The organism is Stenotrophomonas sp. 1L-E-5-B-C3 (assembly GCF_057292075.1).
Genome location: NZ_JBXAWS010000007.1, coordinates 100,517 through 113,814 on the forward strand (window position 1 = coordinate 100,517; position 13,298 = coordinate 113,814).

At 68.6% G+C, this 13,298-nt stretch carries 13 protein-coding genes; 9 read left to right on the top strand and 4 right to left on the bottom strand.

From position 1 onward, the window contains the following. The first annotated feature begins 38 nt into the window (after window positions 1-38). From AC0Z6F_RS11075 to AC0Z6F_RS11095, 5 genes are all read left to right on the top strand, one after another. Window positions 39-2,084: a TonB-dependent receptor gene (locus tag AC0Z6F_RS11075; RefSeq protein ID WP_485617215.1), complete on the top strand. Its 2,046-nt coding sequence runs from the start codon at window positions 39-41 to the stop codon at window positions 2,082-2,084. A 115-nt stretch (window positions 2,085-2,199) separates the two neighbouring features. Continuing rightward, window positions 2,200-3,261, top strand: a complete 1,062-nt coding sequence (locus AC0Z6F_RS11080) for a two-component system sensor histidine kinase NtrB (RefSeq protein ID WP_485617216.1) — start codon at window positions 2,200-2,202, stop codon at window positions 3,259-3,261. Next, window positions 3,254-4,702, top strand: coding sequence for a nitrogen regulation protein NR(I) (gene ntrC, locus AC0Z6F_RS11085; RefSeq protein ID WP_485617217.1), 1,449 nt, complete (start codon window positions 3,254-3,256; stop codon window positions 4,700-4,702). The genes AC0Z6F_RS11080 and ntrC overlap by 8 nt, the downstream gene beginning before the upstream one ends. Before the next feature lie 93 nt (window positions 4,703-4,795). Further along, a complete protein-coding gene (locus AC0Z6F_RS11090; RefSeq protein ID WP_100435583.1) occupies window positions 4,796-5,365 on the top strand; it encodes a superoxide dismutase family protein in 570 nt (189 codons plus the stop codon). Window positions 5,366-5,396: 31 nt separating this feature from the next. Continuing rightward, window positions 5,397-6,017 (top strand): superoxide dismutase family protein, encoded by a 621-nt coding sequence (locus AC0Z6F_RS11095; RefSeq protein WP_485617218.1) that lies wholly within the window; start codon window positions 5,397-5,399, stop codon window positions 6,015-6,017. A 187-nt stretch (window positions 6,018-6,204) separates the two neighbouring features. Here the strand turns inward: AC0Z6F_RS11095 and AC0Z6F_RS11100 are convergent, their stop codons facing one another. Continuing rightward, window positions 6,205-7,092: a hypothetical protein gene (locus AC0Z6F_RS11100; RefSeq protein WP_012509694.1), complete on the bottom strand. Its 888-nt coding sequence runs from the start codon at window positions 7,090-7,092 to the stop codon at window positions 6,205-6,207. A 93-nt stretch (window positions 7,093-7,185) separates the two neighbouring features. Between AC0Z6F_RS11100 and AC0Z6F_RS11105 the strand changes: the two genes are divergently transcribed. After that, window positions 7,186-8,481, top strand: a complete 1,296-nt coding sequence (locus AC0Z6F_RS11105; RefSeq protein WP_152027154.1) for an acetyl-CoA C-acetyltransferase — start codon at window positions 7,186-7,188, stop codon at window positions 8,479-8,481. Window positions 8,482-8,609: 128 nt separating this feature from the next. Here AC0Z6F_RS11105 and AC0Z6F_RS11110 read toward each other — a convergent pair whose 3' ends face one another. The 3 genes from AC0Z6F_RS11110 to AC0Z6F_RS11120 all read right to left on the bottom strand — a co-directional run bounded on the left by AC0Z6F_RS11110 (window position 8,610) and on the right by AC0Z6F_RS11120 (window position 11,799). Continuing rightward, on the bottom strand, window positions 8,610-9,905 hold the full coding sequence (locus tag AC0Z6F_RS11110; protein WP_012509696.1) for a heme biosynthesis protein HemY: 1,296 nt from the start codon (window positions 9,903-9,905) through the stop codon (window positions 8,610-8,612). A gap of 6 nt (window positions 9,906-9,911) precedes the next feature. Beyond that, the gene (locus AC0Z6F_RS11115; RefSeq protein WP_012509697.1) at window positions 9,912-10,886 is read right to left on the bottom strand and encodes a uroporphyrinogen-III C-methyltransferase; all 975 of its coding nucleotides are present in this window, start codon (window positions 10,884-10,886) and stop codon (window positions 9,912-9,914) included. Window positions 10,887-10,989: 103 nt separating this feature from the next. Beyond that, window positions 10,990-11,799 carry a uroporphyrinogen-III synthase gene (locus AC0Z6F_RS11120; protein ID WP_012509698.1) on the bottom strand — a complete coding sequence of 270 codons (810 nt, stop codon included), beginning with the start codon at window positions 11,797-11,799 and terminating at the stop codon, window positions 10,990-10,992. Window positions 11,800-11,834: 35 nt separating this feature from the next. Here AC0Z6F_RS11120 and AC0Z6F_RS11125 point away from each other — a divergent pair, with 35 nt between their 5' ends. The 3 genes from AC0Z6F_RS11125 to AC0Z6F_RS11135 are packed head-to-tail and all read left to right on the top strand — an operon-like array spanning window position 11,835 to window position 13,255. Beyond that, window positions 11,835-12,302, top strand: coding sequence for a YiiD C-terminal domain-containing protein (locus tag AC0Z6F_RS11125; protein ID WP_004134669.1), 468 nt, complete (start codon window positions 11,835-11,837; stop codon window positions 12,300-12,302). A gap of 32 nt (window positions 12,303-12,334) precedes the next feature. Continuing rightward, window positions 12,335-12,760, top strand: coding sequence for a hypothetical protein (locus AC0Z6F_RS11130; RefSeq protein WP_004134670.1), 426 nt, complete (start codon window positions 12,335-12,337; stop codon window positions 12,758-12,760). Between the two features lie 57 nt (window positions 12,761-12,817). Beyond that, window positions 12,818-13,255, top strand: a complete 438-nt coding sequence (locus AC0Z6F_RS11135; RefSeq protein WP_004134671.1) for a rhodanese-like domain-containing protein — start codon at window positions 12,818-12,820, stop codon at window positions 13,253-13,255. The last annotated feature ends 43 nt before the right edge of the window (window positions 13,256-13,298 follow it).

Below are 13,298 nucleotides of genomic sequence, written 5' to 3' on the forward strand. Positions count from 1 at the left end.
TTATAAAGTTTCATTTTCTGCCTCCTGCCGTCCTCCCCATGAAGACCTCCACGCTGGTGGCCGCCCTCGCGACCGCCCCGTTCGCCCCTGAAGCCTTCGCACAGTCGGCCGATGCCGCGCTCACCCTCGGCAAGGTGCAGGTGCACCAGCATGGCGAAGGCCAGTTGAGCGCACACCAGGTCCTCACCTCGGTGGACGTGCTGGGCGCAGACCAGATCGAAGACAGCAACGTCTCCCACAGCTGGGAGCTGCTGGGGCAGATGCCGGGCATCCAGCTGACCGAAACCCGGCAGGGTGCCGAATCGGGCAAGGTCAGCTTCCGGGCTTTCAACGGCGAGGGCTACCTCAATGCCATCAAGACGCTGATCGATGGCATCCCCAGCAACGTCAACAGCGGCAACCAGCGCTACATCGACATGCTGTTCCCGCTGGAAATCAGCTACATCGAAGTGGTACGTGGTACCAACGACCCGCGCTACGGCCTGCACAACATTGGCGGCAACGTGAACTTCGGTACGCGCCAGGGTGGCAACTACACCGATGCACGGCTGGCCTACGGCAGCTACAACACCCGTGATGCGCAGCTGGCGGTGGGCCGCGAAGCCAATGGCTTCGCGCAGAACTACTTCGTTGGTACCCAGGCCAGCGATGGCTATCGCGACCATGACACCTCCAGGAAGTACTCGCTGGGCGGCAAATGGTTCCTCGGCACGCTGGACGATGGGCTGCGCGTGGGCCTGACCGCGCGCGCCTACCACCACGAAGCCGACGAGCCCGGCTTCATGACCGTCGAGGAAATGCGTACGCATCGACGTGGCAGCGACCTGCGCAACGGCAACGATGGTGATGACCGCGACATGCGCCAGATTGCCGCGCACCTGGATATGAAACTGTCCGAGAGGCTCACCTTCGGCACGCGGCTCTATTACAACCGCTACGAAGACGACCGCCGCGTGACCTTCAGCGACCTGCCCACCGGCAACCTGCCGCGCCAGCGCCGCGTGTGGGATGAGCGGCAGAATGGCCTGCTCAGCACGCTCACCTGGCAGGCCAGCCCCGCGCTTACTGTCGAGGGCGGCCTGAACTACGAGCAGCAGGACAACAGCTACATCCGCGAGCGCTACGCGTACGCCGAACCCACCGACTTCAGCCGTGCCCCGGCACGGGTGCAGAACAACGACCGCCACAGCTTCGACAATTGGGGCGCCTACGTGCAGGCCATCTACCAGCCCGTCGAGGCGTGGAAGATCGTGCCGGCCTACCGTGTGGACCGCTTCAGTGGCCGTACCCACCTGATGAACGGCCTTAGCGCTCGGCTGCAGGATTACGGCAGCATCGGCCAGCCCAAACTGAGCGTCATCCACAGCCTGGGCGAGAACACCCACGTCTACGCAAACTGGGGCCGCACCTTCCAGGTGCTCACTGGATCCACCGCGCCGGCTTACCTCGCCCCGGGCCAGGCGCGGATGCGTCCGTCCACCAACACCGGCATGGAGCTGGGCCTGAAGTTCCAGCCGTTCGCGGGCAGCCAGGCGCGCCTGGCGGTGTGGCAGCAGGACGCGGAAAACGAGGTATCCAACATGCCGGCCACCGGTACGACGGTCACCTTGGGCAAGACCCGTCGACGCGGCGTGGATGCGCAGTTGAGCCTGCAGCTGGGCGACGACTGGACGGTCTGGGCGTCGCACGCCTACCAAGAAGCGAAGATCACCCGCGACGACCGCGATGCCAGCATGTCCCTGCGGGGCCGCGAAGTGGCCGCCACCCCGCGCCACATCAGCAACCTGGGTGTGGACTACCACGCCAACGATGCCTTGCGCCTGGGCCTGCAGGCGCGTGCACAGGGCGATTACTACCTGGAAGAGCGCAACGTGGCCGGCAAGTTCGGTGGTTTCGCCGTGCTCGACCTGAGCGCCGCGTACCAGATCAACCCACGCTGGAGCGTGGACCTGCAGCTGAAGAACGTTACCGGACGCCAGTACGCCTACGCCTGGTACGACAGCTTCTTCTGGGACAGCGCCCGCCCGATGTTCTCGCCGGCCCCGGGCCGTAGCGTGTTCGTCGGCCTCAACATGAAGCTGTGACCCGCCCACGTATCTGGTAGTGGGCGAACTTGCTCGCCCCGCGGCAGGGGTCAGGCCCCTTTCCTGATAGAAAGAGCCGCGACCCCAAACCCCCTTTTTGCACTACATTGGTGCAATGTCCGACCCCGCACCGCCGCCATCCCTCGATGCCCTGGGCACGCCGCTGGCCTGGGCCGGGGCTGATGGCCGCATCATCGGCTGCAACCCGGCCTTCGCGCGTTGGCTGGGTGTCAGCATCCGCCGCCTGCTCGGCCAGCCGCTGGCCGCGCTGGAAGTGCAGGGCGAGGCGCTGGCCCATTTCCTGGCTCGCGATGAACGCGACAGCCTGCGCCTGAACCGGCTGGCACTGGCGGTGCCCGGCGAGGCACCGCGCTTCGCCGAGGGCTGGATGAGCCGCCGCGACGATGGTGGCTGGCTGCTGGAGGCGCATCCGGTGGATGAGTTCCCCGGGCTCGACCCGACCCAGGCCCTGCCCAGCGCGCTCAGCGCGGCGCTGAAGGGACTGGCCCATGAACTGCGCAATCCGTTGGCTGGCTTGAAGGGCGCGGCCCAGCTGCTGGCCCGCCGCGCGGCCCAGCGCGATGCCAGCGAACGTGAGCTGATCGAATTGATCGGGTCCGAGATCGAGCGCCTCAACGGCCTGCTTGACCAGCTGCTGTCGCCGGCCCCGGCCGCGCCGCATGCCGAACTGAACATCCATGCCGCGCTGGAGCGCGTGTTGCGCCTGGCCGAAAACGAGGCCGGCTGGGCGGTACGCCTGCAGCGCGACTACGACCCCAGCATTCCTGAATTCCACGGCGACGCCGACCGCCTCACCCAGGCGGTGTGGAACCTGGTGCGCAACGCGATCCAGGCCGGCGCCGGCAGCATTACCCTGCGCACCCGCGTGGAGCATGGCGTGCGCATCGCCGAGCAGCTGCACACGCTGGCGCTGCGCCTGGAAATCGCCGACGACGGCCGTGGCGTGCCCGAGGAGCTGGCCGAGCACCTGTTCCTGCCCCTGGTCAGTGGCCGCGCCGAAGGCACTGGCCTGGGCCTGGCGCTGGCGCAGCAGGTCGCGCGCGAACACCGCGGTACGCTGACCTACCGCTCGCGCCCGGGCCATACCGTGTTCACCCTGCTGCTGCCGATCGGCAACGGCGCCGCCCCGGCCGAGGAGGCCCCGCGCGATGTCTGAGTCTTTTTCGTCCCCGCAGCGCATCTGGGTGGTCGATGACGATCGGGCCGTGCGTTTCGTGCTGTGCACCGCGCTGCGCGAGGCGGGCTACCAGGTCGTCGATTTCGACAGCGCCGCCCCCGCCCTGCAGGCCCTGAGCGAGGGCCCGCCGCCGGCGCTGCTGTTCACCGATGTGCGCATGCCCGGCGACGATGGCCTGGTGCTGCTGGACAAGCTCAAGGCCGCGCTGCCGCAGCTGCCGGTGGTGGTGATGTCGGCCTACACCGACGTGGCCAGCACGGCCGGTGCGTTCCGCGGTGGCGCGCATGAATTCCTGTCCAAGCCGTTCGATCTGGACGACGCCGTGGCGCTGGCGCAGCGTGTGCTGCCGGCCGTTGCACCGGCACTGGCGGCGCCCACACCTGCGGCGGAAGCGCATGGCGACCAGCCGCCGCAACTGGTGGGTGATACACCGCCGATGCGCGCGCTGTTCCGCGCCATCGGCCGCCTGGCGCAGGCACCACTGGCGGTGCTGATCACCGGCGAGACCGGCACCGGCAAGGAGCTGGTGGCGCATGCCCTGCACCGCGAATCGCCGCGCGCACAGGCGCCCTTCGTCGCGCTCAATACCGCCGCCATCCCGGCCGAGCTGCTGGAGAGCGAACTGTTCGGCCACGAAGCCGGCGCATTCACCGGTGCGCAGCGCCGCCATATCGGTCGCTTCGAGCAGGCCAACGGCGGCACCCTGTTCCTGGATGAGATCGGCGACATGCCGTTGCCGCTGCAGACCCGGCTGCTGCGCGTGCTGGCACAAGGTGAGTTCTTCCGTGTCGGGGGACGCGAGTTGATCCGCGTCGATGTGCGTGTGGTGGCCGCCACCCACCAGGATCTGGAAGGCCTGGTCGCGCAGGGGAAGTTCCGCGCCGATCTGCTGCACCGGCTGGACGTGGTGCGCCTGCAGCTGCCGCCGCTGCGCGAGCGTCGCGAGGACATCGCACAACTGGCCAACACCTTCCTGGCCGCCGCCGCACGCAAGCTGGACACGCCACCGAAGCGCCTCACCGCCGCGGCGCTGCAGGCGCTGCGCGAGCACGACTGGCCGGGCAACGTGCGCGAGCTGGAGAACGTGTGCTGGCGGATGGCGGCGCTGGCCGCTGCCGACACCATCGGTGTAGCCGACGTCGATACCGCGCTCAACCGTACGCGGGGCCGTCGCGGCAGCGTCAGCGGTGCCGATCCAGGCCAGTGGGAAGCGCTGCTGGCCGAATGGGCGCGCCGTCAGCTGGCCGAAGGCGTGGAAGGGCTGCACGCGCAGGTGCGCGAGCGGGTCGACCATGCCCTGCTGGAGGCCGCGCTGCAGATCACCCATGGCCGCCGTGCCGAAGCCGCGGCCCGCCTGGGCCTTGGCCGCAATACCCTTACCCGCAAGCTGGGCGCCGGGCGCCGCCGCGGGGGCCATTGAACGGTTCCTGCACGCGATCCTCGCGCCCGCTTGCCGAACCGTTGATCGTTCATGGACGATGCCGTCCGTAGTGTCACCTGCAAGGAGTCTTCGATGCGTCTGTCCTTTGCCATCCTGCCGTTGTCCGCCGCCGTGCTGCTGTCTGCCTGTGGCAGTGCGCCGAAGAAGCCGCAGCCCACACCGCCGCCGCCGACCGTAGTCAGCACCGCCAAACAGGCCGAGGCCAATCTCTCGCCGGCCTCGGCCAGCATCGTCAGTGGCCGCATCGCGCTGATGGTGGAGCCCGGTGGCATCCACATCACCGGGCTGATCGGTGGCCTGCAGCCGATGCAGCAGGCCGGCTTCCACATCCACGAGCGCGGCGACTGCAGCGCGGTGGATGCCAGCAGTGCCGGCAACCATTTCAACCCCGGTGGCACCGCGCATGGCCGCGCAGGCACCGGCAAGCACCACCTGGGCGACATGGACAATCTGCGTGCCGACACCCAGGGCCGCGCCAACGTCGATATCCACCTCAAGGGCGTTACCCTTGGCGGAGGCGCCGCCACCGATATCGCCGGACGTGCACTGGTCGTGCATGCCAACGCCGACGACTATCGCAGCCAGCCCGCCGGCAATGCCGGCGTCCGCATCGCCTGTGGCGTGATCCGGGTTGTCCGCTGATCACTGCAGGCATCATCCAGGGAGAGATTCCATGCGTTTGATCCACACTTCGCTGTTCGTGGCCATTGCCGCACTGGGCCTGGCGGCCTGCAACCAGCAGCCCGCCGCGCCGCAGACTGAAACCGCGCCGGCCGCTCCGGCCGACGGCGCCACCGCCGAACCGGCCGCCGCACCTGCACCTGCACCGGCTGCCGATGCCTCGGCCACGGCCGAGCTGGCTCCGACCCAGGGCAACGAGACCAAGGGCAGCGTCACCTTCAAGGTGGTCGACGGCAAGGTCCACGTGACCGGCCAGATCAGCGGCCTGAAGCCGGGCAGCGAGCACGGCTTCCACATCCACGAGAAGGGCGACTGCAGCGCCCCGGACGGCATGAGCGCCGGTGGCCACTTCAACCCGGGCAAGCAGGATCACGGCAGCGTGTCCGCCGATCCGCACCACGGCGGCGACATGCCCAACATCAAGGCCGACGACAAGGGCGTGGCCACCATCGACGGCCCGGTGTCGAGCAACGTCAACATCGGCAAGGGTGATGACTTCGACATCATTGGACGTGGCCTGATCGTCCATGCCGATGCGGATGACTACAAGACCCAGCCGACCGGCAATGCCGGCGCGCGCCTGGCCTGTGCGGTGATCCAGAAGGCCCCGTAAGGACGGCCCTGCCGGGAATGGAAAACGCCGGCGAAAGCCGGCGTTTTTCTTGATCGGTAGTGCCGGCCGCTGGCCGGCAATCGCAGATCCGGAGGTTGCCGGCCAGCGGCCGGCACTACCTGCTCTTCGGAGGACCTGAGCCGAGCATGGGCTCGGCTCTACAACACGCGGCGGTCGCTGTTTCCGATCAGCGCGCCAGCAGCTCGCGCGCATCCTGCCCGGCTTCGCAGTGCACGAACAGCACCGGCACGCCGTGCGCTTCCAGCACCGCCGCCATCTGCCGCTGGCGCATCAGGAACTGCTCGTAGATGCCCTTCAGGCGGTCGCAGTCGTTGTTGCCGTGGTCGTAATGCGCACACCAGCCGGCCGGATCGAACAGCGCCATGCGTGCCTCGCCATGGGTGTAGCGCAGCAGCGGCTCGGGTGCGGCGTTGAGCCACTCGTCTTCGCCGGGCGCCATGATCGCGGTCTCGATCAGCGGCCACAGTGCGGCCAGGCCCTGATTGTCGTACTGCATCGACATCATCGCGGCCAGGTCGTTCACGGTGAAGTAGCGCGCGTGCTCGATGCGCGCACCAAAAGTGTTCTGCGCCATCAGCGCGGTGTCGGCATGGGCCATGCCATTGGCCAGCAGCGTGTCTTCCAGCGCTTCGGCCACCGCATTGGTGGTGGCCACGTCGCTGCCGGTCAGCAGGAACGGCACCACGCGCAGGCCACCGCCCACCAGGCTGGCATCGGCCTGGAACGGCAGCGGCACATCACCAGTGGCGTCGGTACCGAAGGCCAGCAGGCGCGGCCCCTGGTTGCGGCCCGGTGCGCGCATCTGCAATTCTTCCAGGCGGCGGTGGATCGGCCAGCCCGGGCGCAGCACTTCGGCCGGGTCGAAATGGGCGGCGGCGAACACCAGGTCCAGCTCGGCCACCTGCGGCACTTGCTTGGCCAGGTCACGGCCGACGCGTTCGGCCAGTTCACCGGCCTGTTCGGCGCTGAGCACCGCCTGGCGGGGGATTTCGCCGCCGGCCAGTTCCAGGGCCAGCACGCCAAGGGCATTCATCGCGGGGTCGGGTTTGCTCATGGTTCCACGGTTGGCCCATCACAGGGCGGCAGCTACACTTGGCTCCATTATGCCTGCTCCGTCGTGCAGGCCATGTTGCAGACACCCTCATCCATGCCAGGTATCTCCATGCCCAACGCTCGTCCCGTCGCCATCCTCGGTGGCGTCCGCATTCCGTTCTGCCGCCAGAACACCGCGTATTCGGATGTCGGCAACCTCGGCATGTCGGTCCGTACGCTGGGCGCGCTGGTCGAACGTTTCGGCCTGCATGGCCAGCAGCTGGGCGAAGTGGCGATGGGTGCGGTGATCAAGCACTCCAGCGACTGGAACCTCGGCCGCGAAGCCACGCTTTCCTCCGGCCTGTCGCCCTTGACCCCCGGCATCACCCTGCAGCGTGCCTGCGGCACCTCGCTGGACAGCATCATCACGGTCGCCAACAAGATCGCGCTGGGCCAGATTGAATCGGGCATCGGCGGCGGCTCGGACACCACCTCCGACGTGCCGATCGTCTACGGCAAGAAGCTGCGCGCGCGCCTGCTGGCCGCCAACCGTGCCAAGAGCACTGGCGACAAGATCCGCGCGCTGACCGCTGGCTTCAAGTTCTCCGAGCTCAAGCCCGAGTTCCCGGGCGTGGCCGAGCCGCGCACCGGCAAGAGCATGGGCGACCACTGCGAGGACATGGCCAAGGAATGGAACATCTCGCGTGACTCGCAGGACGAGTGGGCGGTGTCGTCGCACAAGAAGCTGGCTGCCGCCTATGAGCGCGGTTTCTTCAACGACCTGATCGCACCGTTCCGCGGCGTCGAGCGCGACAACATCCTGCGCGCCGACACCTCGCTGGAAAAGCTGGCGACGTTGAAGCCAGCCTTCGACAAGGTTTCCGGCCGTGGCACGCTGACCGCCGCCAATTCCACTCCGCTCACCGATGGTGCCGCCGCGGTGCTGCTGGCCAGCGAGGAATGGGCCCGCGCCCACGGCCACGAACCGCAGGCCTACCTGCGTGATGCCCACGTGTCGGCGGTGGATTTCGTGCACGGCGAAGGCCTGCTGATGGCACCGACCGTGGCCGTGCCGGAGATGCTCAAGCGCAACGGCCTGACCCTGCAGGACTTCGACATCTACGAGATCCACGAGGCCTTCGCTGCACAGGTGCTGTGCACCCTGCGTGCGTGGGAGAGCGAGGATTACTGCCGCAACCGCCTGGGCCTGGATGCACCGATGGGCCGCATCGACCCGGACAAGATCAACCTGCTGGGCTCGTCGCTGGCCACCGGCCACCCGTTCGCCGCTACCGGCGCACGCGTGATCGCCACGGCCGCCAAGCAGCTGGCCGAACGCGGCGGTGGCCGCGCGCTGGTGTCGATCTGCACCGCCGGCGGCATGGGCGTGGTCGCGATCGTCGAGCGCTGATTGCTGCGACCGCGCGCCAACCAAGGTTGGCGACTACCGGGTTCCACAGATGAAAACGCCGCCCGATGGGCGGCGTTTTCTCTTGCTCCGGTGGGTGCCGACCGTTGGTCGGCACACTTCAGCAGGGATCACGGCAACCGCGGGTTGCCGAATTCGTCGCGCTCTTCGTTGGCGTCATACACCGGCGGCTGCACCGTAACCGGCTGCTCCTCCACCGTGGCACGCAGCGGCGCCTCGGTGCCGCGCACCAGTTCCACGCTGTCTTCGCCACGCTGCAGGCGCAGCGCATTGGCCAGGCACTGCGCGGCCAGCGCGTGGTCGCCACGCTGTGCGAACAGTTCACCCAGTGCTTCCCAGGCCGGGGCACCGGCACCGGCGGCGATCGCCTCGTGCAGGAACGCATCAGCGGCATCCCACTGCTGCTGGCCCAGCGCCACGCGACCCTGCGCCAGGCGCAGCGCGGCCGAGCTGTCATGCACGTTGCGCCAGCGCGCCAGATTGGCCTGGCGGGTGGCCAGGCGCTCGGCCGGCAGGCGGCCGTACAGCGCCACCAGCTCATCGTCCCAGCGCTGGTCCAGGGCGTGTTCCAACGCCAGCAGCGCCGGTTCGTCCCAGCTCAACGCAACCGCACGGCTGGCATACGCTCCGACCACGTCCGGGGTCGGTCGCAGGGCCTTCGGCGTGGCTTCCCACTGCGCGGCCAATGCATTGACGTCGGCCGCTTCCAGCAGCGCTTGTGCGGCCAGGCGTGCTTCCAGTTCGCTGTTCGCGTCGGCCGGCAGCACCTTGCTCTGGCGCAGTGCACCCAGCTGGCCATATGCCTCGTGCGCGCGACCGGCCTGTGCCAGCGCTTCGGTACGCAGCCACAGACCACGCGGCGGCAGCGGCTGGATCGCCGCCACATCCAACGCGTTGATCGCATCCACCGGCAGGTCGCGCGCCAGCAGCTGCTCGGCGCGCAGCAGCGCCTGCAGGGTGGCATCGCTTTCGCCCAGGCGCTGCAGCAGCGCTTCACCGGCAGCACCATCGGCACGCGCCTGCGCACTGCGCACGGCATTGGCCAGCGCCACCGCGCTCACTTCCGGATCCTTCGCCGCGCCATCCAGCAGCTTCTCCGCGCGCTGCCACTGGCCATGCTCATAGGCCTGCAGGCCGTCGATCAGGCGCACCCGGCCCTGCTTGCGGCGGTAGCGGCCCCAGGCACGGAACGGTGCGGCGATCAGGCTCCACAGCAGCCACAGCACCAGCACGGCGACCACGGACAGCAGGGCCACCTTCGGCAGGTTGCTGTGATAGTCGTAGCCGCCATAGCGCAGGGTCACTTCGCCGAAGCGGTTGAGGTCATCGGCGCCGAGCCATTGCGCGGCGACCACGCCGATGGCCACGGCCAGCAACAGCACGACCAGGGATTGCAGGGGTTTCATGCGGGATTACCTCCGGTCGGTCTGGGTGCGCAGTTGCTGCAGGGTGCTGCCAAGAACGGTGTTGCTGGCCTGCAGTGGAAGCTCGCGCAAGGCCTTCAGTTCAGCACGTTGCGCGCGCAGGGCCGGTGAATCCGGCCAACGCCGCTGTGCCCAGTGCTCCACGCGCTGCAGCGCGGTATCGCGTCCGCTGCGGTCGCCACGTTCAATGGCTGCACGCGCCAGGGTCAGTTCCAGCTGCAGCGCATCGTCGGCGTTGTGGCGCTCGGCGGCGGTCAGGGGGCCGTTCTGGCGGCTCGGGGTGATATCCACGAACGGCGCCAGCGTGGCCTGCCACCAGGGCCTGGCGTTAGCGGTGGCGCTGCCCGTCACCTGCGAAGGCAGGCCCTGCAATGCCTTGGCCAATGCATCCAGGCGCTGCAGCGACTGCACGCGCGGGCCAGCACCGAGCGCGTCCAGCGCCTCGCGCTCCTGCACCAGTGCCTGGCGCAGGTTCAGGCCATCACTGTCGGGCAGATCGGCCAGCGCGGTGGCAGCCTGCGCGTACAGACGACGCGCACCTTCCACATCGTCAGAGTAGTTCAGGCGCTGCGCAGCCTGGGTCAGCAGCAGCTCGGCCTCGTCGCGCTGCACTGCCTGCCGGCCCTGGTTGGCGCTGTCGGCCAGCTTGGCCAGGTTTTCTTCCAGCAGCGCACTACGCTGCGAAAGGCCCAGCATCTCGTCGCGCAGCACGCGGTTGGTGGCGGCGGCATCCTGCAGGCGTTGGCTGGTCGCGCGCTGGTCGCGGCGCAGGGCATCCAGTGTGGCTTCCAGGCCCTGCAGCTGCACGGCGGTGGTCTGTGCCTGTGCGTCCTGTGCGTCCTGTTGCTCATGCCAGAAGCGCCAGCCGGCATAGCCACCCACGCCAAGCACGACCACGCCGGCCAGCGGCAGCAGCCAGCGCACCGGTCGGCGGGGCGGGGAAACGGGCGGGGTCTCGTTCATCGGGCTTCCTTGTCGGCAAGTCGCCGGTGGGGTTCCGGCAGGCCGCGTTGTGCACAGCATCACTGTTGCCGACGACAGCGGCAAGCGTGACCCACGTCCCTGTTCAGGTCGCTGCCGGGACGGTGAGCGTGGCGTGTGCAGCGCTCACCAGCTGTGCACCGGCAGGGCCGGCGCTACGGCTGATGCGCTGCAGGCCCAGTGCCTGCGCCTGCTCGCGAAGCCGATCACTGGCGACCACCACGCTGGCATGCGCCTGCAGGCGTTGTTGCAAGGCATGTGGAAGCTGGCGCCAGAAATGCTGCAGCGCTTCGCCACTGCTGACTGCCAGCACCCACGGATACGCTGAATGCGCCAATCGAGCCAGCGTGCGTGGCGACAGGCGCAGCGGGCGACGCTGGTAGACGTCGGCACGTTCGATGCTGGCGCCGGCCGCCTGCAACTGCGCAGCGATCAGGCCGCGCCCGCCGGGGGCCGTCACCAGCCCGATGCGCCGGCCGCGTACGTCCGCCAGCACCGGCAGTGCCAGCAGGCCCTCGCTGTCCATCCGCTGCGGCGCATGTACCTCGTGGACCCCCTGTGCCCGCAGCGCGCGCGCGGTGCCTTCGCCCACGGTCAGCCACGGGCTGCGCTGCGCGTCGGCCAGCGGCAGCAGGGACGCGGCCGCTGCTACAGCGGCCGGGCTGGTGAACACCACCCGATCGCAGTTCAGCGCGCGTTGCAGCTGGCGCACCACTGGCGTGCCATGCAGGCGCTGCAGCCGCCAGGGCGACAGCGCCAGCAGATGCCCGTCCAGCCCAGCAACGGCGCGGCGCAGCGCCGCATGCTGGCCCTGCGGCCGCAGCGAAATGAAGGTCCAGTCCGCGTCGGAACCGGCGGCGCCAGTGGGTATCGTATGGTCGGCCATTGCCTGCATTATGCGGGCCCTTCGTTGTCGTGGTCTCTGCTCCGATGTCCGTTGATGCTCTGACTTCCTCGTTGGCTGCCCTGCAGGACGTGCTGGACTGCATGCCGGCGGTCCGCGCCATGCAGATCCAGCTCGACGGCTATGCCGATGGCGTGCTGCGCATCACCGCACCGCTGGCCGCCAACGTCAACGACAAGGGCAATGCCTTCGGCGGCAGCCTGGCCTCGGTGCTGACCCTGTCCGGCTGGGCGCTGGTCAGCTTGCGCCTGCGCCTGGCCGGCCACGACGCCGAGGTCTACGTGGCCGACAGCAACCTGCGCTACCTGGCGCCGGTCTACGAAGACCTGCACGCCCATGCCGAAGCGGCCGAGGCCACCGGCTGGGACGCCTTCCTGAACACCTTCCGCCAGCGCCGCAAGGCCCGTATCAGCATCGTCGCCACCCAGCCCGGTGCTGATGGCAAGCCCGCCGCCGAGTTCAGCGGCCGCTTCGTGGCCTTCGCCAAAGGGTAGGATGGCAGGCTGACGTTCTGGGGAAACCACCGATGCGCCGCCTCATCCAGTTCCTGATGTTCTCCCTGCTGCTGGTCAGCGCCGTGGCCTCGGCCGATGACCTGACCCGCAAGCAGCGCAAGCTGCTGGAAGAGACCCAGATCGCCTACGGTGCGACCATCCGCTGGGGCAGCATGGACGATGCCATCGGCTATCTGGACCCCAAGCTGCGCAAGGAAAAGCCGCCCACCGAGTTCGAGCTCAACCGCTACGCGCAGCTGCGCGTGTCGTCCTACCGCGAGCGCAGCAGCGCCGCGCTGGAAGGGGGCCTGGTCGAGCGCCGGGTCGAAATCGGGGTGATCAACCAGAACACCCAGGCCGAGCGCACCGTGGTGGTGGTCGAACGCTGGCGCTGGGACGCCGAGGCCAAGCGCTGGTGGCAGACCGCCGGCCTGCCGGACCTGTGGAAGGGGCAGTGACGGGCCGCGTCCGGCTTGTGCGACAATCGGCGCCCGCTTAATCGACCCGTGACCTGAGTGAATTACGAAGAGTTGCTGGCCTTTGCAGGCCGAAACCCGATGCTGTCCGCGGCCCTGGTCGGCCTGACCGTGGCCATCATCGTCACCGAGATCCGCCGCCTGTTCCGGGGCTTCAAGGGCATCAAGCCCGCCGAACTGACCCAGCTGATCAATGCAGGTGGCACGGTGGTGGTCGACCTGTCGGCCAGCGGTGACTTCGAGAAGGGCCACATCGCCGGCAGCCGCAATGCCCAGGCCAGTGCCTTCGGCCCGGACAACAAGCTGGTGGCCAACGCCAAGCAGTCGCCGGTGGTGCTGGTGTGCCGCAGTGGCAACGCCTCGGAAACCGCCGCCAAGGCGCTGAAGAAGGCCGGCTTCGAGAAGGTCTACGTGCTCGACGGCGGCATTCCTGCCTGGCAGCAGGCCGAGCTGCCGCTGGTCAAGGGCCGCAACTGATTGTCGCAGGCGGCGGATCCGGCCTTGTATGGGCCTGGAACCG